Origin of the sequence: uncultured Streptomyces sp., assembly GCF_947488945.1 — a bacterium.
Lineage (GTDB): Bacteria > Actinomycetota > Actinomycetes > Streptomycetales > Streptomycetaceae > Streptomyces.
The window spans coordinates 17,838-42,243 of the sequence record NZ_CANLBS010000009.1; the positions used below are offsets into that span (position 1 = coordinate 17,838).

The 24,406-nt window shown below is 71.4% G+C and carries 19 protein-coding genes and 1 tRNA gene; all 20 read right to left on the reverse strand.

Features of this window, described 5'->3' with window-relative positions; all coding sequences use genetic code 11:
* Nucleotides 1-10: 10 nt before the first annotated feature.
* The 20 genes from Q0994_RS16145 to Q0994_RS16240 all read right to left on the reverse strand — a co-directional run bounded on the left by Q0994_RS16145 (nt 11) and on the right by Q0994_RS16240 (nt 24,257).
* Nucleotides 11-1,300, reverse strand: coding sequence for a pitrilysin family protein (locus Q0994_RS16145; protein WP_299534925.1), 1,290 nt, complete (start codon nt 1,298-1,300; stop codon nt 11-13).
* Nucleotides 1,297-2,601 (reverse strand): pitrilysin family protein, encoded by a 1,305-nt coding sequence (locus Q0994_RS16150; protein ID WP_299534927.1) that lies wholly within the window; start codon nt 2,599-2,601, stop codon nt 1,297-1,299. The genes Q0994_RS16145 and Q0994_RS16150 overlap by 4 nt, the downstream gene beginning before the upstream one ends.
* The gene (locus Q0994_RS16155; protein WP_299534930.1) at nt 2,598-3,122 is read right to left on the reverse strand and encodes a GNAT family N-acetyltransferase; all 525 of its coding nucleotides are present in this window, start codon (nt 3,120-3,122) and stop codon (nt 2,598-2,600) included. The genes Q0994_RS16150 and Q0994_RS16155 overlap by 4 nt, the downstream gene beginning before the upstream one ends.
* Nucleotides 3,119-4,072, reverse strand: a complete 954-nt coding sequence (locus Q0994_RS16160; protein WP_299534933.1) for an aminoglycoside N(3)-acetyltransferase — start codon at nt 4,070-4,072, stop codon at nt 3,119-3,121. Before Q0994_RS16160 ends, Q0994_RS16155 begins: the two co-directional genes overlap by 4 nt.
* Entirely contained in the window at nt 4,069-6,072 is a 2,004-nt protein-coding gene (locus tag Q0994_RS16165) for a prolyl oligopeptidase family serine peptidase (RefSeq protein ID WP_299534935.1), read from the reverse strand. The genes Q0994_RS16160 and Q0994_RS16165 overlap by 4 nt, the downstream gene beginning before the upstream one ends.
* A complete protein-coding gene (locus tag Q0994_RS16170) occupies nt 6,072-7,343 on the reverse strand; it encodes a TfuA-like protein (protein ID WP_299534938.1) in 1,272 nt (423 codons plus the stop codon). The genes Q0994_RS16165 and Q0994_RS16170 overlap by 1 nt, the downstream gene beginning before the upstream one ends.
* Nucleotides 7,340-8,521 carry a YcaO-like family protein gene (locus Q0994_RS16175; protein WP_299534940.1) on the reverse strand — a complete coding sequence of 394 codons (1,182 nt, stop codon included), beginning with the start codon at nt 8,519-8,521 and terminating at the stop codon, nt 7,340-7,342. Before Q0994_RS16175 ends, Q0994_RS16170 begins: the two co-directional genes overlap by 4 nt.
* Nucleotides 8,518-9,444, reverse strand: a complete 927-nt coding sequence (locus Q0994_RS16180) for a JmjC domain-containing protein (protein WP_299534942.1) — start codon at nt 9,442-9,444, stop codon at nt 8,518-8,520. The genes Q0994_RS16175 and Q0994_RS16180 overlap by 4 nt, the downstream gene beginning before the upstream one ends.
* Entirely contained in the window at nt 9,444-10,310 is an 867-nt protein-coding gene (locus Q0994_RS16185; RefSeq protein ID WP_299534944.1) for a JmjC domain-containing protein, read from the reverse strand. The genes Q0994_RS16180 and Q0994_RS16185 overlap by 1 nt, the downstream gene beginning before the upstream one ends.
* A 76-nt stretch (nt 10,311-10,386) precedes the next feature.
* Nucleotides 10,387-10,560 carry a hypothetical protein gene (locus tag Q0994_RS16190; RefSeq protein ID WP_018550653.1) on the reverse strand — a complete coding sequence of 58 codons (174 nt, stop codon included), beginning with the start codon at nt 10,558-10,560 and terminating at the stop codon, nt 10,387-10,389.
* Nucleotides 10,561-10,772: 212 nt separating this feature from the next.
* A complete protein-coding gene (locus Q0994_RS16195; protein ID WP_299534948.1) occupies nt 10,773-14,672 on the reverse strand; it encodes a DNA-directed RNA polymerase subunit beta' in 3,900 nt (1,299 codons plus the stop codon).
* A gap of 128 nt (nt 14,673-14,800) precedes the next feature.
* Entirely contained in the window at nt 14,801-18,286 is a 3,486-nt protein-coding gene (rpoB, locus tag Q0994_RS16200; protein ID WP_299534950.1) for a DNA-directed RNA polymerase subunit beta, read from the reverse strand.
* Between the two features lie 612 nt (nt 18,287-18,898).
* Nucleotides 18,899-19,285, reverse strand: coding sequence for a 50S ribosomal protein L7/L12 (rplL, locus tag Q0994_RS16205; protein WP_299534952.1), 387 nt, complete (start codon nt 19,283-19,285; stop codon nt 18,899-18,901).
* Nucleotides 19,286-19,369: 84 nt separating this feature from the next.
* The gene (gene rplJ, locus Q0994_RS16210) at nt 19,370-19,927 is read right to left on the reverse strand and encodes a 50S ribosomal protein L10 (protein ID WP_299534954.1); all 558 of its coding nucleotides are present in this window, start codon (nt 19,925-19,927) and stop codon (nt 19,370-19,372) included.
* 306 nt (nt 19,928-20,233) lie between these two features.
* A complete protein-coding gene (locus Q0994_RS16215; RefSeq protein WP_299534956.1) occupies nt 20,234-21,178 on the reverse strand; it encodes a hypothetical protein in 945 nt (314 codons plus the stop codon).
* 199 nt (nt 21,179-21,377) lie between these two features.
* Nucleotides 21,378-22,100, reverse strand: coding sequence for a 50S ribosomal protein L1 (rplA, locus tag Q0994_RS16220; RefSeq protein WP_299534958.1), 723 nt, complete (start codon nt 22,098-22,100; stop codon nt 21,378-21,380).
* An 80-nt stretch (nt 22,101-22,180) separates the two neighbouring features.
* Nucleotides 22,181-22,615, reverse strand: coding sequence for a 50S ribosomal protein L11 (gene rplK / locus Q0994_RS16225; RefSeq protein ID WP_010058817.1), 435 nt, complete (start codon nt 22,613-22,615; stop codon nt 22,181-22,183).
* 185 nt (nt 22,616-22,800) lie between these two features.
* Entirely contained in the window at nt 22,801-23,718 is a 918-nt protein-coding gene (gene nusG, locus Q0994_RS16230) for a transcription termination/antitermination protein NusG (RefSeq protein WP_299534964.1), read from the reverse strand.
* Between the two features lie 75 nt (nt 23,719-23,793).
* Entirely contained in the window at nt 23,794-24,078 is a 285-nt protein-coding gene (secE, locus tag Q0994_RS16235) for a preprotein translocase subunit SecE (RefSeq protein WP_299534966.1), read from the reverse strand.
* Between the two features lie 106 nt (nt 24,079-24,184).
* Nucleotides 24,185-24,257: transfer RNA gene (locus Q0994_RS16240), tRNA-Trp, on the reverse strand.
* Nucleotides 24,258-24,406 lie beyond the last annotated feature (149 nt).

Consider the following 24,406-nt stretch of genomic DNA (forward strand, 5'->3'; position numbering starts at 1 on the left):
CGGGGCGGGTTCAGACGGGCGGCGGGGGCAGGCCGGGCGCGAGGGCCGGGGCGACGACCACCCCGGTCGTGCCGGGCGCCAGGTGGGCGGCGGCGACGCGGGCCACGTCCTCGGCCGTGGTGGCGCGCAGCCGGTCCTCGTACCCGCGGAGCCAGTCGGGGGCCAGCCCGCTCGCCAGGACGCCGGTGAGGGTGGAGGCGGTGCCCGAGCGCGAGGAGCAGGCCATCGCCATCGAACCGACGGCGTAGTGGCACGCGCCGCTCAGCTCGGGGCCGGTGAAACCGCCCGCCGCGAGCCGGTCCAGTTCCTCGCGGATCAGGACCAGGGCACGGGCGGCGCCGTCGTTGCGCACGTCGGCCTCGACGGTGAACGCGGCCGTCCGGCCGAGCGGGTCGAGCACCGCGCGCGGGGCGTACGCGAGCCCCTCGCGCTCCCGCAGCACGCGGGTCAGCCGGCTGCCGAAGTAGCCGCCGAGCATGAGGACGGCCAGCTGGAGGGCGGGGTAGTCCCGGTCGCCGCGGCCGGGGACGTGCCCGCCCAGCCGGATCAGCGTCTGGGGAGCGGCGGGCAGCACCAGCGTGACGGGCCCGCGGCCGGACGGTCCCGGCCGGGGCCCCTGCGCCGGGCCGGGACCGGACGCGGCCGGTCCGGACGGGGGCGTCCCCGGACCGGGCAGCAGCGCCGTCGCGTCCGCCAGCAGCGCGTCGGCGGGGCCGGGGCCCACCACGACGGCCCGGCGGCCGGCCGCGGGCGCGCCCGCGAGCAGGGCGGACGCCTCCGGCCCGGTGACCGCCGCCGCCTCGGCCGCCGTCGCCGGGCGCCCGTAGGGGTGGTCGCCGTACACGGCGGCCAGGAAGCCGTTCCGGGCCACCACGGCGGGGTGCCCGGCGGCGGCGGTGAGGCCCTCGGCCACGCGGGCCGCCGCGCGCCCCACGCGCTCCGGGGTGAAAGTGCCGTCCGCGGCGACGGTGGCGGCGACCCGGCCGCAGACGTCGGCCAGGTCGTCCCGGAAGGTGCGCAGCGCGATCACCAGCCGGTCGCCCCGCACCTCGGTCCGGACCACCGCCAGCGCGCCCACGGCCTCCTCCAGCGCGGCCCCGACCACCTCGGCCGCGATCTTGGTACGGGTGGTGTGCGCCGCCGGGGCCGGAGCCAGCGGGAGCAGCAGGCGGGCCTCGGCGAGTCCGCCGGCGCCGGGCCGGGCGACGGCGACGGCGGTGCCGCGCGGACCGGCCGTGTCCAGGTGCTCCGGCGGCACGAAGTGCGGTTCGGGCAGGACCGGCGGGGCGGGTGCGTTCATCGGACGGCTCCTGACGGCACCGGGCCGGCGGGCAGGCCGGCCGGGGCGGGAAGGCTGGTGATCCGGGCTCCCGGACGGTTCGCGTAGTGGCCCGCCCACCGGGCCACCTCCTCGTCCGGCACCGCGCGCAGCGCGTCGGGCAGCCCGGCCAGGTGGTGCGGATCGCCGTGGACGGCCGCGCCGACGGCGAGCCAGGAGGCGCGGCTGGTCACCGAGTCCAGCTCCGCGTGCAGGTGCAGCGCGGTCTGCCGGCGGATGACGGCGAGCGGCTCCGCGATCGGGATCCGGGCTTCGGCGACGCGGCCGAGCAGCCGGCGCAGGCACGCCTCCGCCTCGTCGGGCGAGGCGTCCGCCGGGTGCGGGAAGTCGACGGAGAACAGGGTGTCGTGGGCGACGTCGAAGGGGTTGCCGGTGCGGCTCACCCGCGCCCGGAAGCCGCCCCAGGGGCGGTCGGCGGGGGTGTGGCAGTCGCAGGCCTCCCCGAGCGTCTCGACGAGTTCACTCAGCAGCACCGTCGCCAGGTGACCGGCCGGGTCGGCCGAGGGGGAGGGACTGCGGAAGCCGCAGACGGTACGGCCCGCCGGGGCCACCCGGTCGGCGCGCTCCCGCCGCCGGGGAGCGGTCGAGGGCCCTTCCCCGACGGGGGCCCGGCGCCAGGTGGGCCGGGCGGGCAGCGTGCCCAGCGTCCGGGCGACGAGCTCCCGCGCCCGGTCAGGGTCGAAGTCGCCCGCCAGCACCAGGTGGACGTTCTCCGGGGCGTACGAGCGGTCGTGGAACGCACTCAGCGCCTCGGGGTCCAGTCCGGCCAGCGCCTCGGCGTCGCCGTAGCCGTTGTGCCGGTTCTCCCACGAGTCGTGCAGCAGGTCCGGCAGGTCGAACAGGACCAGTCCGCCGTGCGGTCGCTGGAGGATGTTGCGCCGGATCTCGGCGAGCACCACGTCCTTCTGGGCGGTGACGTGCCCGGTGGACAGGTCGGGGTCGGCCAGCCGCTCGTGCTCGATGCGCAGCCCGATCTCCAGGCCGTCCGCCGGCAGCACCGAGGTGAACTGGGTGTAGTCGGCGGCCGTCCGCGCGTTCATGGTGCCGCCCATGGCGAGGACGGCGTCGGTCAGCGGCCGACTGCTGGACGCGCCCTGGACCAGGACGTGTTCGAGGAGGTGGGCGGCGCCCGCGACCGGCTCGTTGCGGAAGCCGGTGCCCACGTGCAGGCAGACCGCGACGACATGGGTGCCGGGCAGCGGCTCCAGCAGGACGCGCATCCCGTTGTCGAGCCGCAGGCTCCCCGGTATCGGCCCGGTCATCGCGGCCCCTCCCCGCGCAGGGCGGCGTACAGCACCTGGTCGTGCCAGGCGCCGGACCGCCACTGGGCCCGGCGCAGGACGCCCTCCTGGACGAACCCGGCCTTTTCCAGGGCGCGTTGCTCGGCGATGTTGGCGTGGTCGGTCCACGCTTGGACGCGCTCGGCACGCGTGTGGTCGAAGAGGTACCCCAGCAGGAGGCGCTGCGCCTCGGTGCCGATGCCCCGGCCGCGCACCGGGGGGAACAGTCCGATGGCCACCGTCCAGCAGGACGACGTGTCGGGCCGCCCCCAGGAGGAACGGAACCACTCGGTCCGCCCCACCGTCTCCCCGTCCGCCGCCACGCTCAGCATGCCTCCGTCGGGGCCCAGCAGCCCGTCCTCGGGGAGGCGGCGGCGCAGCCCCGTGGCCGGGGTGAAGCCGAACCACTGGTAGGGCCCGGTCCCCTCCTCGGTGGCGAACTCCCGCTCGAAGAGGAAGAGATCGGCTTCGGTGACGGGCCGCAGGGAGACTTCATGGTTCACGTGGTGCTCCTGGTGGTGGGTGTTTCCTCGTACGCGCGCTCCTCGTCGGCCCAGTCCGCGAGCAGCACGGGAAGGGGACCGTCCGCCTCGACGACGTCGCGCCAGCCGGGCGGCGCGACGCCGCGCCGCAGGTCGCGGTGGGCGAGCATGCGGCGCGCGGCGAAGCGCACCAGCGGCCGCAGGGGCACCGCACGGCAGACCGCGTCACCGACGCGCACCGCGCGCACCGGCCCGCCGCCCTCTTCGTACGCCGTCCCGACGGCCGGGAAGTCGCCCTCCCAGACGAGGAGTTCAGGTACGTCATACCAGTCGGTCGCACCGTCCGCCCCGGCGCGGGGCAGCGCCCACCGGCCGGCCCGGCGGCCCGGATAGGCCACCTGGTACTCGGCGAGGTGCAGGGCCGTGCAGCGGTCCCACCCCGTCCCCAGCATCAGGACCGTGGCGTCGAGGTCCCACAGGTGCCCCAGCGGGCCCTGCGCGGAGAACCGCCAGGCGTCGGGATGGCTACCGACGACGGTGGCGGCGAGCGGGCCCTCGGCCGCGAACGACACGTGCGGGTGCGAGGACCGCAGGGCGTCCGGCAGCGACCGCACCAGGTCCGGCACCGCGCCGACGGTCCGCGCGACCGGGGTGCGCAGCGGGTCGTACACGGGCATCTCGGCGGCCACGGCGGCCGTGTCCGCCACCTCGGAGGGCTGGGCCAGGTCGCGGCGGAGCCAGGTCGAGGGGTGGCAGAGCTGCGGGGTGAAGGCGGGCACCACGAGGGTGCCGTCGGGCCCGAGCGCGTCCCGCAGCGCGAGGTGGACGGTCTGCGCGCCGCCGGCCACGTAGCCGAAGGAGCGCAGCGACGAGTGGACCAGGACCACGCTCGCGGGGCCGACTCCGAGGGCTTCCAGGCCCCGGGCGATGCTGCCGCGCGTCACGACCGGGCGGGGAGCGGGGCCGGTCACCACCGCTCCTCCCCCGCGCCGGTCCCGGCGGCCGGCCCGGCGTCCGTTCCCGCGTCCGGTCGCGTGCCGGGCGGGCGGAACTCGTCGGCGCACGCCGTGAGCGCCCACCGGTACCAGGCGCGCACGTTGCCGGGCCGGCTCAGCGGGTGCGCCTCCGTCGGGAAGAACGCCACCTCGCTGCGGGCGCCCTCGCTCAGCAGCGACCGGTGGGCTCGCAGGGTCTCGGTGGGCGGCACCAGTCCGTCGTGCACCCCGTGCGAGAGCAGCACGCGGGTGCCGGGCAGCACCGGGCGGCGGGGCAGGCTCTGCGCGAGGTAGTCGGCCTCGCGCGCCGCCAGGTCGCCGTACTCGCGCACCCACTGCCAGCCGACGTCGCTGCCGGCCGCCACCTGGACGAAGTCGAGCGGCGCGGCGTGCGCCGCCACCAGCCGGGGGCGCAGCTCCGCCGCCGTGGCCAGCGCCAGGTAGCCGCCGAAACTGCCGCCCATCAGGGCGAGGTCGGTGGCCTCCAGGCCGGCGTCGGCCCGGAGCATGCGCACCTGTTCGGCGGCGGCCGCGGCGATGCCGGTGCGCCAGGCGCGCCAGCCCGCGCCGACGGCGGCCCCGTAGCCGAGACTCAGGGGCGGCTCGACCAGGGCCACCGCGTAGCCCTGCGCCACGAACGGCCAGGGGTTCCAGCGCCAGGACCACTCCGTCCAGCTCTTGAAGGGGCCACCGTGGAAGAAGACGACGGTGGCCCGCGCCGGCCCGTCGTCGGGCAGGCAGAGCCAGCTCGCCAGCGGGCCCGCCACGCCCCCGACCCGCTGGGTGCGGTGGGCCGCCCGGCCCGGGACCGGCGGCAGCCGGGTCGTCTCCACCCGCTCGGCGGCGCCGGTGCGCAGGTCCACCACGTCCAGGGCCGGCGGCACGTCGGGGGTGGAGACCAGCACGGAGGCGTACTCGTCCCACACCCGCAGATGGAGGACCGACCCCCCGACCGGCACGGTCGTCCAGCCGCCGCCGTCCGGGTCGTACACGTGGACGGACCGGCGCGGCCCGTCCTCGGCCGTGCAGACGAGCTTCCCGGAGCGGGTCCAGCCGGCCGGCCGCTGCCACAGGCCGCCCGGCTCGGTCAGCCTCCGCAACTCCCCCGTGGAGCCGTCCAGTACGCAGGCGATCTGCGCGGGCGGCTCGTCGCCGGACGGGACCGTGGTGCCGAGGTAGGCGACGGAGCCACCGCGCGGGTGCTGCACCGGATAGCAGAGGTCCAGCCCCTCGAAGTCGAGCGGACGCCCGTGCGGCGACCCCTCCCCGTCGACGGCGACCGCGAGCAGCGAGAAACGGCGCACCCCGCCGGGCGACTGCGCGCACATCCCGAGCAGCAGGGTCCCGGCCCCGGCCCAGGCCGCTTCGCCGGTGAGTTGCCGGCCCGCCGGCACCTCGATGGGCAGCTCGCGCGGCGCCCCGTCGGCGCTGGTCGTGAGCAGCAGGACGCGCCAGGCGTCGAGAGGGCGGCGGGCCGCGCCGAGCGAGAGGTCCGAGCCGTCGGACCACACCGCGTCGGACCCGGCGAACAGCCCGCGCGGATGGCGGACCGAGGCGTCGGCGACGCCGACGACACAGACGACGTCGGCGGTCCCGGGCCGGTCGGCGAGGCCCAGCACCCGCCCGGAGGTGTGGTGCAGCACCCGCTCCGGGCCGCCGGTCCGGCGCAGCACGAGGCTCTGGCCCTGCCGGCGGCGTACGCACACGAATCCGCCCGGCACCCGCACCGCCTCGTCGGCGTACGGCATCGTCCACACCGGACTCCAGGCGCCCGCGGCGTCCCGCGCGTACGCGACCAGGGTGGGGACCAGCGCGTTGTCCGGGGCCGGTGCCGAGACGCCGAGCAGCACCTCGTCGCCGCCGAACGCGGCGACCTGTCCGGCCCGCGGTTCGAGGACCAGTTCCTCCACGAAGCCCATGGCCCGCCCGAAGGGCGTCTGCCCGGGAGGGGCCTTCTCGGCGGTGGGCGCGGTCATCAGGCCGCCGTCCGGGCGAGGCGGTCGACCAGTTCCAGATCGAACACCCGGGCCAGCCGGGCGGCTTCCTGCTCGTCCCGGAACCCGCGCTCCAGGACGCACAGCCGGTACTCGTGGTCGCTGCGCGCCTGCCACAGGTCGCGCAGCACGAGGTGGCAGCGCCCGGTCGGGGCCGGCGGGCGGCCCGCCGGCGGCAGCAGGCGCAGGCACCAGCGCTCGACCTCGGCGGGCGAGGCGCCGGCCAGCGCCTCGGGCGGCAGGTCGTGGTAGACGAGTCGGCCCGGCGGCAGCCGGAACGTGCGGGCCAGCAGCCGTTCGTCCGCCGTCCAGCCCACGGTGGCCGCCGTGGACCGGGCCAGCAGGGCTTCGGGGCGCGGGGCCGGTGGGAAGCCCGCCGCGGCCAGCACCCGTCCGGCGTCCGCGTCCGGCGCCGGACCGGCGGCGGTGGCCGCGAGCCGCAGGGCGTAGGCGCGGTGCCGGTCGGGGAAGTCGGCCGCGAACAACTGCAGGCAGGCCAGCGCGATCCGGGCCGTCACCCGCGAGCCGGGCAGCAGCGGCCGGTGGTCGAACTCGCCCTCCCGGCCGTACGAGCTGTGCCAGACGGACGCGGCCGGAACGGAGACGGCCGCGGGGGCGTCCTCGGCGGCCAGCGCCAGCAGGGCGTCCTGCTTCTTCACGTCACCGTGCTCGGCGATCTCGGCGAGCACCGCCTCCACCGCCCCGCGCGCGTCCCCGGCCCGGTGCAGCAGGGCGCGGGCCGACCGCTCGGTGAAGTGCAGTGCCGCCGCCGCCCGTTCGGCCTCCGCCGCGGCCTGCGCGTCCAGCTTCCCGGCGGCCAGCAGCCTTCCCGCGGCGTGCCGCACCGCGACCAGCGGCAGGGTCAGCCCGCGGGCGGCGCCCTCGTCCTCGCCGTCGTCCGCGTGCAGCAGCGCGACGTCGGAGTCCGCGACGAGCCGGCCGTCGCGTGCCTGCCCGTAGACGTGGCCGATGCCGCGCATGCCGAAGCCGTCCAGCTCCGCGGCGCGGAGCGCACCGAGGCTGGCCGCCCCGGCGACGTGCACCCCGCGGGCCAGCTGGGCCAGGATCTCCTTGTGCCGGATCGGGGCGAAGTGCTGGTAGACGCCGTCCACGATCAGGATCCGGTCACCGGGGCGCGCGTCGAGCGCGTACAGGTCGCCGTGCCGGACCGGCGGCAGATAGGTGTACCCGTGGTCGGGGCGTTCGGACGGGGGCAGCGTCGGGCCCACGAACGCGAAGCGGCGGGACGTCACACAAAACTCCTGCTCGTGAGTTCCTGCGGGCGCGGATGCTCCAGGGTCAGGCCGAGGCCGGGGGCGAAGACCTGGACGACGGGGGGCCAGGGCGCCGCCGGCGGGGTCAGGTCCACGGCCAGCACGGGCCTGCCGGTGGTCGCGCGGACCGCTTCCACCACGCCGTCCAGGACTTCGTCCAGCGGCCGGACCGGCGGGTCCTCCAGCGGCAGTCCCTCCGACACGCCGGCCGGTCGCAGCGGCGGCCGGGGGGCCGGTCCGGCCCGGCGGAAGGTCCAGTCGGGGATGTCGTCGCGGGCGCCGCTGATGGTGGAGCCCCGGCTCTGAACCGCCTCCATCAGGGCCCGTTCGGCGGCGATGGCGGGCACGGTGTGGCAGCCGGAACCGCCGAAGACCTGCCACATCTCCGGCTGGATCAGCCAGCAGGTGTACGTCCAGGTGCCGGGCACCGACGGAATCCGCTCCAGCACGATCTCGGCGCCGGCCGCCCGCACCCGCTCCACCACCGGGCCGAGCCGGTCGCCCAGGGCGTCCGGGTCCACCCGCGTCCCGCCGCCCGGTGCGAGCCGGGCCAGGGAATCGCGCTCGACCAGTTCCAGCAGCCCGTGCAGGGCCGCCTCCACGTGGTCGTTGCCGCCCGCGAGCCCGTTGGTGGTGGTCACGAACAGCGGCGGCTGCCAGCCGTCCGCCGCCCAGCCGCGCAGGCCGACGGCGGCCGCCGGCACCGGGGCGGGCCGGCCGGAGACCAGGTCCCACCCGTCCGTCCACTCCAGCACGGTCCGGTCGTCGGCCAACGAGACCGGGTGCAGGGAGAGTTCGCGCACGCCGTAGCCGGGATCCAGCCCGGCGGCCGTGCCCCGGTGGACGACCGGCGGACGCGTCTGCTCCGCCGCCGCCACCTCCAGGGACTCCACGACCGCGGAGATCCGCGCGGCAGTGTGGGTGAGGCCCTTGCCCGCGCTGGCGACCAGGGTCGCGGCGGCCGGCCGGAGAGCCGACCACACCGGGATCCCGAGCACGTCGAGGTCGGTGAGATCGGCGACCCGCGTCACGCCGCGTCCGGGCAGCAGCGGCACGAGCCGCGCCCACGTCTCCTCCGGCTCGACGCCGCGCAGGGTCCCGCGGGTGGTGACCGGCGGCGCCCCGCCGGTCATCCAGGGGGCGTGGGCAGGCCTCACCTGTGCTCCCGGCGCAGCTTCACCGCCGCGTCGCGGACGCGCCGCTCGTCGGCCTCCGCGAGATGGCCCAGCAGCGCCTTGCGGACGCTCTCCACCCGCTCGTCGAGGCTCCGGGTGTGGTGGTCCCGCTCGATCTCCGCGAAGGCGTCGCTGCCCATGAACGAGGCCAGGAAGACACTGGCGAGGTTCTCCGCGGTGGGCTCCTCGACGGTGATCGCGATATGGATCGAGTTGCCCTCCCGCGCCGTCGCGCAGTGCGGGGTGCCGTGCGGCATGTAGAGCACGTCGCCGGGGCGCAGCGTGGTCTCGATCCGCTGGTCGTCGGCGATCATGCCCTCGTGCAGGACGGAGTCGCTGGTGGACCCGGGGTGGATCCGCCCGAACGTCCAGTCCTTGACCCCGGCGATCTGGAGCACGAAGACGTGCGCCCCGTCGTAGTGCGCCTGCATCGCCGTCTTGCCGGGCGGGCTGAGGAAGACGAAGGACTCCAGGCCGCCGGCGAAGTGCGGTTCCATGCCCTTGACCAGCGCCCGGATACGGGGGTGCCAGTGCTCGGCCTGGTTGAACTTGAAGGTCCCGCCCGCCTCGAAGTCGCTGCGGATCTGCTCCTCGCGGACGTACCCCGACAGCTCGTGCCCCACCACGTTCCGCTTGGTGGTCATGTCGCTGATCGCGGTGCGGACCCCCTCGTTGAAGGCGGTGAAGTACGGGCGCGAGAGCATCCCGCACTCGACCTCGTCCCACATCTCCTGCTCGGTGATCAGACCGGTGAGGTCGTGCGGCGCGCGCAGCACCACGGGCTGATGGGCCCAGTGGTCCCGGAAGAAGGCCTCGGTGTCGCCGACCAGGTGCTCCAGCAGGGTGGGGGTCCCGGCCGGGGCCTCCTCGGTCCGCGGGGCGGGGACCGGTGCCGTCGTCGTCATCAGCTGATCGCCTTTCGCATGGAGTCCAGTGCGGTGCGCGTCCAGGCGCCGCCGTCCAGGTCGCCCACCGTCCGGGCGAGCGCCGCCCGCACCTCGGCGGTGCGCGCGTCCAGCGGACGCGTGTGGAAGTGGTGGACGAGGTCTTCCTCGTCCTGGAGGAAGCGCCGGAGCACCGCGTCCACCAGGTCCTCGGGCGTGGGCCCGGTCAGGGTGAAGGTCAGGTGCAGCGAACCGCCGTCCAGGGCCACCGCGTCGTGCGGCCAGCCGTGCGGCAGGTACAGCACGTCGCCGGGCTCCATGGTGAACACGTGGGTGGGGGCGGAGCTGTCCACGTCCAGCCCGGCCCGCGCGCCGATCTGCTCCGGCGAGGCGTGCAGATGCCACTCCTTGCGGCCCTCGACCTGGATCGCCAGCACGTGCGCCGCGTCCCGGTGCGGCAGCATGCCCTGCTGCGCCTCCGGGGTCCAGAAGATGTAGGAGTTGGCCGCGCAGTCGGTCTGCTGCTCCAGGGTGCGGGCCAGGTCCCGGGTGGGACGGTGCCAGTCGGCGACCTGGTTCAGCTTCAGGCTGGCCCCCGCCGCCATGTGCCTGCGGATCGCCGCGGCGTCCGCGAAGCCGCCCACCTTGTGCCCGATGACGTCACGGACCGTGGTGTACGACGACGGCGCCGGCGCCTCACCGCTCTTGAGCAGGGTGAAATAGGGCCACTTGAGCAGGCTGGCGTCCAGTCGGGCCCCGATGTCGGCCGAGGACAGCAGCAGCGACGGATCGACGGCGTTCCTCACCACGCGGTGCGAGCGGCCCCAGGTCTCCTCTCCCAGGAGCTCCTCCCGCAACGGGGCGGGCAGGACATTGGCTGTGCTCATGCGATGTTCCCATCCCTCTGCTCGGTGGAGCCCGGGGGCGCGGAACGCCCCCGGGCCTCGTTCGACCGCGGAGCCGTCAGGCCTCGTTGATCTGGCTCATGACCATCATCGGAGCGTCCTGGGACTCGTCGTGGTGCAGGACCGACGCACGCTCCGGGTCGATGACGCCCTCGCCGGCCAGGCGGGACTCCGCCGGGTTCGCGACGAGCTCGGTGTCGTTCAGGGACTGCAGAACGTCACGCAGTGCCATATCAGCAACCTCCGTGTAGACCACTGCCGATCAGTGGCGACGGGGCAATGACCGCACACCGCGCTAAGGGCACCTCTTAGGCGGCCCTAAAGCCGCAGCTCACGAGGGCTTACGGAGGGACGGGTTCCGGACGGGAGACGTCCGGGCACGCCGAAGGGCGGCCACCCCGTACGCAACGGGGTGACCGCCCTCCGGTCGGTCAAGCGACTCGCTTACTGGTTGTACGGACCGTAGTCGTAGTCCTCCAGCGGGACGGCCTGGCCGGAGCCGGTGCCGAACGGCGAGTAGTCGATGTCGTCGTAGCCGACGGCCGAGTACATCGCGGCCTTGGCCTCCTCGGTCGGCTCGACCCGGATGTTGCGGTAGCGGGACAGACCCGTACCGGCCGGGATGAGCTTACCGATGATGACGTTCTCCTTGAGGCCGATCAGGGAGTCCGACTTGGCGTTGATCGCCGCGTCGGTGAGGACCCTGGTCGTCTCCTGGAAGGACGCCGCCGACAGCCACGACTCGGTCGCGAGCGAGGCCTTGGTGATACCCATCAGCTGCGGACGGCCGGAGGCGGGGTGACCGCCCTCGGTGACCACACGACGGTTCTCGGTCTCGAACTTCGACCGCTCGACCAGCTCGCCCGGAAGCAGCTCCGCGTCGCCGGACTCGATGATCGTCACACGGCGCAGCATCTGCCGGATGATGATCTCGATGTGCTTGTCGTGGATCGACACGCCCTGCGAGTTGTAGACCTTCTGGACTTCGCCGACCAGGTGGACCTGGACCGCGCGCTGCCCGAGGATGCGCAGCACGTCGTGCGGGTTGGTCGCACCGACGGTGAGCTTCTGGCCCACCTCGACCGCGTCGCCCTCGCCGACCAGGAGACGGGCACGCTTCGAGATCGGGAACGCCGTCTCGTCGCTGCCGTCGTCCGGGGTGACGACGAGCTTCTTGGTCTTCTCGGTCTCCTCGATCCGGACGCGGCCGGCCGCCTCCGAGATCGGGGCGACACCCTTGGGCGTACGGGCCTCGAAGAGCTCGACGACACGCGGCAGACCCTGGGTGATGTCGTCACCGGCCACACCACCGGTGTGGAAGGTACGCATCGTCAGCTGGGTACCGGGCTCACCGATGGACTGGGCGGCGATGATGCCGACCGCCTCACCGATGTCGACCAGCTTGCCGGTGGCGAGCGAGCGTCCGTAGCAGAAGGCACAGGTGCCGACCGCGGACTCGCAGGTCAGGACCGAGCGGGTCTTGACCTCCTCGACGCCGGCCGCGACCAGCGCGTCGATCAGGACGTCACCGAGGTCGACGTTGGCGGGGGCGATGACCTTGCCGTCCACCACGACGTCCTCGGCCAGCATGCGGGCGTACACCGAGGTCTCGACGTCGTCCGTCTTGCGCAGGACGCCGTCGGCGCCCTTGACCGCGATCTTCAGCTTCAGGCCGCGGTCGGTGCCGCAGTCCTCCTCGCGGATGATCACGTCCTGCGAGACGTCCACCAGACGACGGGTCAGGTAACCCGAGTCGGCGGTACGCAGGGCGGTGTCCGCCAGACCCTTACGGGCACCGTGCGTGGAGATGAAGTACTCCAGAACGGTGAGGCCCTCGCGGAAGGACGCCTTGATGGGACGGGGGATCGTCTCGTTCTTGGCGTTCGACACCAGACCACGCATACCCGCGATCTGACGCATCTGCATCATGTTTCCTCGGGCGCCCGAGTCGACCATCATGAAGATGGGGTTCGTCTTCGGGAAGTTCGCGTTCATCGCCTCGGCGACCTCGTTGGTCGCCTTGGTCCAGATCGCGATGAGCTCCTGCGTGCGCTCGTCCTTGGTGATCAGACCGCGCTCGTACTGCTTCTGGACCTTCTCGTCCTGGTCCTCGTACCCCTTGACGATGGCCTTCTTGGCCTCGGGGACGACGATGTCGGAGACGGCCACGGTGACGCCGGAGCGCGTCGCCCAGTGGAAGCCGGCGGCCTTCAGGTTGTCGAGCGTCGCCGCCACGATGACCTTGGGGTAGCGCTCGGCCAGGTCGTTGACGATCTCGGAGAGCTGCTTCTTGCCCACCGAGTAGTCGACGAACGGGTAGTCCTCGGGCAGCAGCTCGTTGAAGAGCGCGCGGCCCAGGCTGGTGCGCAGGCGGAAGGTGTCGCCCGGCTGGTACTCGGGCTCGCCCTCCTCGGCGACCGGCGGCACCCAGCCGCGCGGGGGCATGGTGCCCACCGGGAAGCGGATGTCGACCTTCGCCTGGAGCGACAGCTCGCGGGCGTCGAAGGCCATGGTCGCCTCGGCCGTGGAGCCGAACGCGCGACCGGCGCCCTTGACGTTGCGGCCCTCTTCGTCCGTGGTGAGGAAGAAGAGGCCCAGCACCATGTCCTGGGTCGGCATGGTGACCGGACGGCCGTCGGCCGGCTTGAGGATGTTGTTCGAGGACAGCATCAGGATGCGGGCCTCGGCCTGCGCCTCCGCGGAGAGCGGCAGGTGCACGGCCATCTGGTCACCGTCGAAGTCCGCGTTGAACGCGGTGCAGACGAGCGGGTGGATCTGGATGGCCTTGCCCTCGACCAGCTGGGGCTCGAAGGCCTGGATGCCGAGGCGGTGCAGGGTGGGCGCACGGTTCAGCAGCACCGGGTGCTCGGCGATGACCTCTTCGAGGACGTCGTACACCACGGTGCGGCCGCGCTCGACCATGCGCTTGGCCGACTTGATGTTCTGCGCGTGGTTCAGGTCCACCAGGCGCTTCATCACGAACGGCTTGAAGAGCTCCAGCGCCATCGCCTTCGGCAGACCGCACTGGTGCAGCTTGAGCTGCGGACCGACGACGATCACGGAACGCGCGGAGTAGTCCACGCGCTTGCCGAGGAGGTTCTGACGGAAACGGCCCTGCTTGCCCTTGAGCATGTCGCTCAGGGACTTCAGCGGGCGGTTGCCGGGACCGGTGACCGGGCGACCACGACGACCGTTGTCGAAGAGGGCGTCCACGGCCTCCTGGAGCATCCGCTTCTCGTTGTTCACGATGATCTCGGGCGCGCCGAGGTCGAGAAGCCGCTTCAGGCGGTTGTTGCGGTTGATCACGCGGCGGTACAGGTCGTTCAGGTCGGAGGTCGCGAAGCGGCCACCGTCGAGCTGCACCATCGGACGCAGGTCCGGCGGGATGACCGGCACGCAGTCCAGCACCATGCCCTTGGGCTTGTTGCTGGTCTGCAGGAACGCGGAGACGACCTTGAGGCGCTTGAGCGCACGGGTCTTCTTCTGGCCCTTGCCGGAGCGGATGATCTCGCGGAGGCGCTCGGCCTCCTCGTCGAGGTCGAAGGACTCCAGACGCTTCTGGAGCGCCGCGGCGCCCATGCAGCCGTCGAAGTAGGTGCCGAAGCGGTCGCGCAGCTCGCGGTAGAGCAGCTCGTCGCCCTCCAGGTCCTGGACCTTGAGGTTCTTGAAGCGGCTCCACACCTCGTCGAGACGGTCGATCTCGCGCTGCGCGCGGTCACGGAGCTGCTTCATCTCGCGCTCGGCGCCTTCGCGCACCTTGCGGCGGACGTCGGCCTTGGCGCCCTCGGCCTCCAGCTCGGCCAGGTCGGTCTCGAGCTTCTTGGCGCGGTTCTCCAGGTCGGAGTCGCGGCGGTTCTCGATCTGCTGGCGCTCGACGGAGACGTGCGCCTCCAGCGACGGGAGGTCGCGGGTGCGGCGCTCCTCGTCGACGAACGTGATCATGTACGCGGCGAAGTAGATGACCTTCTCGAGGTCCTTCGGCGCGAGGTCCAGCAGGTAGCCGAGGCGCGACGGGACGCCCTTGAAGTACCAGATGTGGGTGACGGGAGCGGCAAGCTCGATGTGGCCCATGCGCTCACGGCGCACCTTGGCGCGCGTGACCTCGACGCCACAGCGCTCACAGATGATGCCCTTGAAGCGGACACGCTTGTACTTGCCGCAGTAGCACTCCCAGTCCCGGGTCGGACCGAAGATCTTCTCGCAGAAGAGTCCGTCCTTTTCGGGCTTGAGCGTGCGGTAGTTGATGGTCTCCGGCTTCTTCACTTCGCCGTGGGACCAGGTCCGGATGTCGTCCGCGGTGGCAAGGCCGATCCGCAGCTCGTCGAAGAAGTTGACGTCGAGCACTTGTCGTCAATCCCTCTTTCGGGGGTTCGAGCCCCCTCGCCTGAGCGAGAAAACGGGGCACTTCAGCAATGGTCTGAACGGGTCCCGGGAGGGCCGGCCGGATCAGGGAGATCCGGCCGGCCTACCCGTCAGACCTCTTCGACGCTGCTCGGCTCACGCCGGGACAGGTCGATACCGAGTTCCTCCGCCGCGCGGAAGACGTCCTCGTCCGTGTCGCGCATCTCGATGGACATGCCGTCCGAGGACAGCACCTCCACGTTGAGGCAGAGCGACTGCATTTCCTTGATGAGAACCTTGAAGGACTCCGGGATGCCCGGCTCGGGGATGTTCTCGCCCTTGACGATGGCCTCGTAGACCTTCACGCGGCCGGTCACGTCGTCGGACTTGATCGTCAGCAGCTCCTGGAGTGCGTACGCGGCGCCGTAAGCCTCCAGCGCCCACACCTCCATCTCACCGAAGCGCTGTCCACCGAACTGAGCCTTACCACCGAGCGGCTGCTGGGTGATCATGGAGTACGGCCCGGTCGAACGGGCGTGCAGCTTGTCGTCGACCAGGTGGTGCAGCTTGAGGATGTACATGTAGCCGACGGAGACCGGGGCCGGGAACGGCTCGCCGGAGCGGCCGTCGAACAGGTTGGCCTTTCCGGTGGGCTGGACCAGACGGTTGCCGTCGCGGTTCGGGATCGTGGCCTCGAAGAGACCGGAGATCTCGTCCTCGCGCGCGCCGTCGAAGACGGGCGTGGCGACATTGGTGCCGGGCGCGACCTGGTCGGCGCCGATGGCCTGCAGGCGCTTGGCCCACTCGTCACCGAGGCCGGAGACGTCCCAGCCGCGGCTGGCGAGCCAGCCGAGGTGGATCTCCAGGACCTGTCCCGGGTTCATTCGGGACGGGACACCCAGCGGGTTGAGGATGATGTCGACCGGGGTGCCGTCCTCCAGGAACGGCATGTCCTCGATCGGCAGGATCTTCGAGATGACGCCCTTGTTGCCGTGACGGCCGGCGAGCTTGTCACCATCGGTGATCTTGCGCTTCTGCGCGACGTAGACGCGGACCAGCTGGTTCACGCCCGGCGGCAGTTCGTCGCCCTCTTCGCGGTCGAAGACGCGGACGCCGATGACCTTGCCGATCTCGCCGTGCGGCACCTTCAGCGAGGTGTCGCGCACTTCGCGCGCCTTCTCGCCGAAGATCGCGCGCAGCAGGCGCTCCTCGGGGGTCAGCTCGGTCTCACCCTTGGGCGTGACCTTGCCGACGAGGATGTCGCCGGCGACGACCTCGGCACCGATGCGGATGATGCCGCGCTCGTCGAGGTCCGCGAGGACCTCTTCGGAGACGTTCGGGATGTCCCGGGTGATCTCCTCCGGGCCGAGCTTGGTGTCACGGGCGTCGACCTCGTGCTCCTCGATGTGGATCGAGGAGAGGACGTCGTCCTGCACGAGGCGCTGCGACAGGATGATCGCGTCCTCGTAGTTGTGGCCTTCCCACGGCATGAACGCCACGAGGAGGTTCTTGCCGAGGGCCATCTCACCGTTCTCGGTGGCCGGTCCGTCGGCGAGCACCTGCTCGGCCACGACCCGGTCGCCCTCGGAGACGACGACCTTCTGGTTGACCGAGGTGCCCTGGTTGGAGCGCATGAACTTGGCGATGCGGTACGTGGTGTACGTGCCGTCGTCGTTCGTGACGGTGATGTAGTCCGCGGAGACCTCCTGGACCACACCGTCCTTCTCGGCCTTGAGCACGTCACCGGCGTCGGTGGCGCAGCGGTACTCCATGCCGGTGCCGACGAGCGGCGCCTCCGACTTGATGAGCGGCACCGCCTGGCGCATCATGTTCGCGCCCATGAGGGCGCGGTTGGCGTCGTCGTGCTCCAGGAACGGGATCATCGCGGTGGCGACGGACACCATCTGGCGCGGCGAGACGTCCATGTAGTCGACCTCGGCCGGCGGCACGTAGTCGACCTCTCCGCCACGGCGGCGGACCAGCACGCGGGCCTCGGTGAAGCGGAGCTCGTCGGAGAGCGTCGCGTTCGCCTGGGCGATGACGTAGCGGTCCTCCTCGTCGGCGGTGACGTAGTCGACCTCGTCGGTGACCTGGCCGTCGACGACCTTGCGGTACGGCGTCTCGATGAAGCCGAACGCGTTGACGCGGCCGTACGAGGCGAGCGAACCGATCAGACCGATGTTCGGGCCTTCGGGGGTCTCGATCGGGCACATGCGTCCGTAGTGGGACGGGTGCACGTCGCGGACCTCGAAGCCGGCCCGCTCACGCGACAGACCACCGGGACCCAGTGCCGAGAGGCGACGCTTGTGCGTCAGACCCGACAGCGGGTTGTTCTGGTCCATGAACTGCGAAAGCTGGCTGGTGCCGAAGAACTCCTTGATGGAGGCGACGACCGGCCGGATGTTGATCAGGGTCTGCGGCGTGATCGCCTCGACGTCCTGGGTCGTCATGCGCTCGCGCACGACGCGCTCCATCCGCGCCAGACCCGTGCGGACCTGGTTCTGGATGAGCTCGCCGACGTTGCGCAGACGGCGGTTGCCGAAGTGGTCGATGTCGTCGGTCTCGACGACGATCGAGCGGCCGGACTCGCCGACCGTCTCGGTCTCACCGGCGTGCAGCTTGACCAGGTACTTGATGGTCGCGATGACGTCGTCGCTGGTGAGGACGCCCGCGTCCAGCGGCTCGTCGGCGCCGAGCTTCTTGTTCACCTTGTAGCGGCCGACCTTGGCGAGGTCGTAGCGCTTCGGGTTGAAGTAGAGATTCTCGAGCAGCGTCTGAGCGGCCTCGCGCGTGGGCGGCTCGCCCGGGCGCAGCTTGCGGTAGATGTCGAGCAGCGCGTCGTCCTGGCCCTGGGTGTGGTCCTTCTCCAGGGTGGCGCGCATCGACTCGTACTCGCCGAACTCCTCCAGGATCTGCTCGGTGGTCCAGCCGAGAGCCTTGAGGAGGACGGTGACGGACTGCTTGCGCTTGCGGTCGATGCGGACACCGACCATGTCGCGCTTGTCGATCTCCATCTCCAGCCAGGCACCCCGGGACGGGATGATCTTGGCCGAGAAGATGTCCTTGTCGGACGTCTTGTCGATGGAGGAGTCGAAGTAGACGCCCGGCGAGCGCACCAGCTGCGACACCACGACACGCTCGGTGCCGTTGATGACGAAGGTGCCCTTGTTGGTCATGAGCGGGAAGTCGCCCATGAAGACCGTCTGGGACTTGATCTCGCCGGTCTCGTTGTTGGTGAACTCGGCGGTGACGAAGAGCGGGGCCGCGAAGGTGAAGTCGCGCTCCTTGCACTCGTCGATCGAGTTCTTCGGGGGTTCGAAGCGATGGTCGCGGAACGTGAGCGACATCGACCCGGAGAAGTCCTCGATCGGCGAGATCTCCTCGAAGATCTCCTCCAGGCCGGACTTGGTGGGGACGTCGTTTCCACTGTCCAGAGCAGCCTCGACGCGAGCCTTCCAGGCGGCGTTGCCGAGGAGCCAGTCAAAGCTCTCGGTCTGCAGCGCGAGGAGGTTCGGAACCTCGAGGGGCTCCTTGATCTTTGCAAAGGAGATGCGCAGCGGGGCGGTGCTGGCACCGTTGTTCGTATTCGCGGTCGAGGCGTTGCGCGAGGCGGCCAAGAGGGGGTCCTTCCGAGGGCTCGGACTCACTACGCGCGTACCGGTCCCACATCGGAGGCACCGGCACGGACGTCCCAGATGGGAAGTGTCTGAACCCGGTGTTCGTACGTGGGCATGCCCCTGGTGACGGGCAGGGAGCAGCTAACAGGCAGCGCAAAGGGTCAGTGTAGCCAAGAGGCACACTGATGTCCAGTCGGGGTTCTCAGAGACCCACGTCGCTGTCAACGGCTGTTCTCAACACCTATGTCTAGCCCTCGCGCCGGGTGCGCGCTTCTTTACTTCCCGTTCCCATCCCGATCCATGCCTCGAATGCGGATCGAGATGGGGACGCGTCCTGAGAATTGCGCGCCTCGTGCGGTTCGTCAAGGCCCTCGGGCCCGGACGCCGCCCCGGACGGCCACCGCCGGTGGCTCCGGGCCGTGAGGGCGCCCCCAGGAGGCGTACGGCGAAGATCACGATACCCCTCGACGCCCGAAGTTCAAGGCAGCCACCTCGGAGGCGTCCGGGGAACGCCGAAGGGCGACCACCCGGATGGGTGATCGCCCTTCGACGTGGGACCCCCCTGCGCGGCGGCAGGGGCGTCCCTGAGGGGTCAGCGGACCCCTCGGGTGATTACTTGACCTCGACCGAGGCGCCGGCGCCCTTGAGGGACTCGGCGGCCTTCTCGGCGGCCTCCTTGGCGACCTTCTCGAGGACCGGCTTCGGAGCGCCGTCCACGAGGTCCTTGGCCTCCTTCAGGCCCAGCGAGGTGAGCTCACGCACGACCTTGATGACCTGGATCTTCTTCTCGCCGGCACCGGTGAGGATGACGTCGAACTCGTCCTGCTCCTCGACGGCCTCGGCAGCACCGGCGCCGGCGCCACCGGCGACCGGGGCGGCGACCGCGGCGGCGGCGGTGACGTCGAACTTCTCCTCGAACGCCTTCACGAACTCGGAGAGCTCGATGAGGGTCATCTCTTCGAACTGCGCGAGCAGGTCGTCCTGGGACAGCTTCGCCATGATAGGCGTCCTTCCACTAATTCGGCAGGTGCCGGAGGTGTATGTCGGCGGGCGTACGTGGAGCCCGCTGGACCGCGGAGCGAATTACTCTGCGGCCTCGGCGGGAGCCGGAGTACCGGCACCGCCCTGCTCTTCCTTCTTGGCGCGAAGCGCTTCCGCGGTGCGGACGAACTTCGACGGGAGTGCCTGGAAGAGGACAGCAGCCTGAGTCTGCTTGCCCTTCAGGGCACCCGCCAGCTTGGAGAGCAGAACCTCGCGGGACTCGAGGTCCGCGAGCTTCTTGATCTCGTCGGCGGACAGCGCCTTGCCGTCAAGGACACCGCCCTTGATGACGAGGTTGGGGTTCTCCTTGGCGAAGTCACGAAGACCCTTCGCCGACTCCACCGGGTCACCGGTGACGAAGGCAACCGCCGTCGGACCCGAGAACAGGTCGTCCAGCGTGTCGATCCCGGCCTCGTTGGCCGCAATCTTGGTCAGCGTGTTCTTCACCACGGCGTACTGGGCGTTCTCACCGAGCGAACGGCGCAGCTGCTTGAGCTGGGCCACGGTGAGACCCCGGTACTCGGTCAGCACGGCGGCGTTCGAGCTGCGGAACTGGTCCGTCAGCTCGGCTACCGCGGCAGCCTTGTCGGGCCTTGCCATGAGCGTCGGCCTCCTTCCGGGTGATGAGGACCGCTCAGAAGGGGCCGGTAAAGACGAAACGCCCCAGCACAAGTGCCAGGGCGCAGCTCGACCGGATGCGAAACATCCGGGAGCGATTCCACAGTCACCTGCGCAGGACGTCCGTCGTCGACGGATCCTTCGGCCGCCACACCCCCAACGGGAGCACGGCAACGACCAGCGGTCTTTGGCTTCTTCTGGAGAGTACGCGACCGGGGAGCCGCCGGGCAAATCCGCCCCGGACGGGCGGCCCGGAGCCGCTCCGGGCCCGCCTCCGGGCCGCCCGCGTCAGGGGGCGGTGCCGGGCGTGGCGGCCGCGCCGGCGATCTCCTTGAAGTCGACGGTGTCCGAGGCCGCCGGGGCCTTCGCCGCCACCGCCACGCCGTAATCGCTGTAGAAGACGGTGGAGTTGAGCGTGCCGGTCCTGGTCCGCGCGCGCTCGGACTTCTTCACCGGCAGGTGGTCCGCGTCCAGCCAGACGTCGACCGTCCCGCCGGTGACGCCGGCCGCGGCCATCCGCTCACGGAAGGCGGCGAGTTCACCGGCGTCCAGGCCGCCGGCCGGGGCGGGCTCCGCCACGTCGACCGTCCCGGAGTAGTGCGTCGCGGCCACCCCGCGCACGTCCTCCTCGCCGACCTTCCGGAGGTCGCCGGAGGCCAGCAGCGCCTCGACGCCCTCCAGCGGGGTGCTGGTGCGCGAGGCGTCCCGTACGGCGTCGCCGCCCGCCCCCGCGGCCGCCGCGAGGTCCGCGTACCCGTACCGGATCCAGTGCCGACCGCCGACGCCGGCCGCGAAGGCGTCGCCGAGGTGCGCGTAGTAGGCGTCCTTCAGGTAGAGCGCCCGCAGGGTGCCGTCGCCGCCGGACCGCTTCAGGGCGTCGGCCGCCGTGCCGCCGTCGTAGGTGATCGTCATCTCGCCGCGGAGGCCGTCGGACCAGTCCAGGGCGCCGGTCTGCTCCATGGACATCACCGTCCCCAGCTCCATGGTCCCCTCGATCCTGGCCGAGGCCGTCTCGCCGGTCCGCTTCCGCGCCTCCCGCAGCGCGGCGACCGGGGCCGCCTGCGCCACCCCGCCGGCCTTCGCCCCGTTCCCGGCGTCCGCCCCGCCGTCGCCGCCGGACGACCCGCCGGTGCACGCCGCGACCGGCACCAGCACCGCGGCGGCGAGCGCCGTCCCGGCCCACCTCCGCCGCCGTGCCGCCTTCGCCGCGCGCGTCCCCGTCGCCACCGTCATCACATGCTCCGCCCCTCGGCCCCCATGGTCGCCCCACCGTCGCACAGGCGACCGGTGCCGGGCAGGCCCGTGGTCCGGTTCCGGACATCCTCCGAACGCTTCCGGACGCCCCCGGACACGACGACGGGCCCCGCACCTCGAAAGGTGGCGGGGCCCGTCGCTACACGCGTGACGCGGCGTTCGCAGTGAGCGCGGAGGCTCAGACGGCGGCCGGGTCCTCCTCGACGAGGAGGTTACGGGTGCGGTTGGCGTCCAGCGGGATGCCGGGGCCCATCGTGGTGGCCAGCGCGGCCTTCTTGATGTAGCGGCCCTTGGCGGCCGACGGCTTCAGACGGAGGATCTCGTCCAGGGCCGCGGCGTAGTTCTCCACCAGCTTCGTCTCGTCGAAGGAGACCTTGCCGATGATGAAGTGCAGGTTCGAGTGCTTGTCGACGCGGAACTCGATCTTGCCGCCCTTGATGTCGTTGACAGCCTTGACGACGTCGGGCGTGACGGTGCCGGTCTTCGGGTTCGGCATCAGACCACGCGGACCGAGCACGCGGCCGAGGCGGCCGACCTTGCCCATGAGGTCCGGGGTGGCGACGACGGCGTCGAAGTCCAGGCGACCCTTGGCGACCTCGTCGATGAGCTCGTCGGAGCCGACGATGTCGGCGCCCGCGGCTTCCGCGGCCGCAGCACGGTCACCGGTCGCGAAGACCAGGACCCGGGCGGTCTTGCCGGTGCCGTGCGGGAGGTTCACGGTGCCACGGACCATCTGGTCGGCCTTGCGAGGGTCGACACCCAGGCGGAAGGCGACCTCGACGGTGCCGTCGAACTTGGTGGTCGCGGTCTCCTTGGCGAGACGGACGGCCTCGAGGGGGGCGTACACGCGCTCCCGGTCGATCTTGGCGTCCGCAGCGCGGAGGTTCTTGCTGCGCTTCACTGCTGCTCCTGTGTGTTCAGAGTGTGGAGTCGTGGTGCGGACCGGCGCGTGGTCCTACCACTGAGGTCTACGGGGCTGAGTCAGCCTTCGACCGTGATGCCCATGGAACGGGCCGTGCCAGCGATGATCTTCGACGCGGCGTCGAGGTCGTTGGCGTTCAGGTCGGGGAGCTTCGTCGTGGCGATCTCGCGGACCTGGGCGGCCGTCAGCTTGGCGACCTTGGTCTTGTGCGGCTCGCCGGAGCCCTTGTCCACACCAGCGGCCTTGAGGATCAGCTTGGCGGCCGGCGGAGTCTTGGTGATGAAGGTGAAGGAGCGGTCTTCGTAGACCGTGATCTCCACCGGCACGACCATGCCACGCTGCGACTCGGTCGCGGCGTTGTAGGCCTTGCAGAACTCCATGATGTTGACGCCGTGCTGACCCAGTGCGGGGCCGACCGGCGGGGCCGGGTTCGCCGCACCGGCGTTGATCTGGAGCTTGATGAGCCCCGTGACCTTCTTCTTCTTGGGAGGCATTGCTCTCTCCGGGTCCTGTGAGAGTGTTTCGCCGCCATTCCGGTCATCCGGACGGAGGCATACCGCACAACGATAACGGGTATGGTCGTGCGACCAAAAACCAAGCAGGTCAGAGCGGCTGCGAAGCCCCTCTGACCTGATCGGTAGGCATGTGTCCGAAAGGCCCTGACGGGCCCCGGCGGAACCTAGTTCTTCTGGATCTGGTCGAAGCTGAGCTCGACCGGCGTCTCGCGGCCGAAGATCTCGACGAGGCCCTTGACCTTCTTCGAGTCGGCGTTGATCTCGTTGATCGTCGCCTGCAGCGTCGCGAACGGGCCGTCGGTGACGGTGACCGAGTCGCCCACCTCGAAGTCCAGCACCTGGACCTCGACCTTGCGGGACGGAGCCGGCTTGCCCTCGGCCTCGGCGGCCTCACGGGCGGCCTTCTCCTCGGCCTCCGGAGCCAGCATCTTGACGATCTCGTCCAGGGTCAGCGGGTACGGGTCGTAGGCGTTGCCCACGAAGCCGGTGACGCCGGGGGTGTTGCGGACGACGCCCCAGGACTCGTTCGTCAGGTCCATGCGCACCAGCACGTAGCCGGGGAGCTTGTTCTGACGGACGTTCTTGCGCTCGCCGTTCTTGATCTGGACGATCTCTTCCTCGGGCACTTCGGCCTGGTAGATGAACTCCTCGACGTTGAGCGAGACGGCGCGCTGCTCCAGGTTGGCCTTCACGCGCTTCTCGTACCCGGCGTACGTGTGGATGACGTACCACTCGCCGGGCAGGAGGCGGAGTTCCTCGCGCAGGGCGGCGACGGGGTCGACGGGGGCGGCCGGCTCGGCCTCTTCCCCGTCGTCGCTCTCGTCGTCGGCGTCTTCCGCGTCGGCCGCCGCCTCGTCGGTGACGGCCTCGTCCGACTCGCCGGCCTCGTCCGATTCGGCGGTCTCGTCCGACTCGACGTGCACCGCGGCGGCCTCGGCGGGCTCGCCCGCGGCGTCGTCGGCAGCTTCGGCCTGGTCCGGGTCCACGGAGTCCGCTGCCTCAACGATGTCGCGCTCGTCCTCGGCGGACTCGACGGCGTCCGCCTCGGGCTCGACGGCGTCGTTCAGGTTCGGGTCAGACACGATGGCTGCTTCTTCCTGGATACAAATGGGTGGAACATGCGAAAGGGGCGCCCCGGAGAGGCGCCCTCCGCGGGATCAGCCGAAGACGTACTTGATGACCCGCTGGAAGCCGAAGTCAATCACGGTCACCAGACCAATCATGACGACCACGAAGATGATCACCACGGTGGTGTAGGTGGACAGCTGCTTGCGCGTCGGCCAGACGACCTTGCGCAGCTCCGCCACGATCTGGCGGTAGAAGAGCGCGAGACGGCCCAGAGGGCCCTTCTTGCCGCGCTTGCCGCCCTTCCGAGGCCTCTTGGACTCGGGAGACTCGTCCTCAGCATCAGGCATGTCGATGGAGCCCACGGCGTCCGTCACGCTACTCACCTGATTCCGGGTCGTGGCCGTGCCGCGCCCGGTGGAGCCGCACGGCTGTGCAATGAAGTACGTACATGCGCACACATCCTGGCGAAGGAGTGTGTAGCAGGGCCGGAGGGACTTGAACCCCCAACCGCTGGTTTTGGAGACCAGTGCTCTACCAATTGAGCTACGACCCTTTGTGGCTTCCCCCAACCTACCGCATCCGACCGGGTGGACCGGTACGGCGACGGCGTGACTGGCGAGGGCCAACGACAGGTGAGTGTACGTGGTCCCGGGCCCCGCGTCGAACAGATACGTGCCGACGGCTCCCGTCCGACTGTCCGAC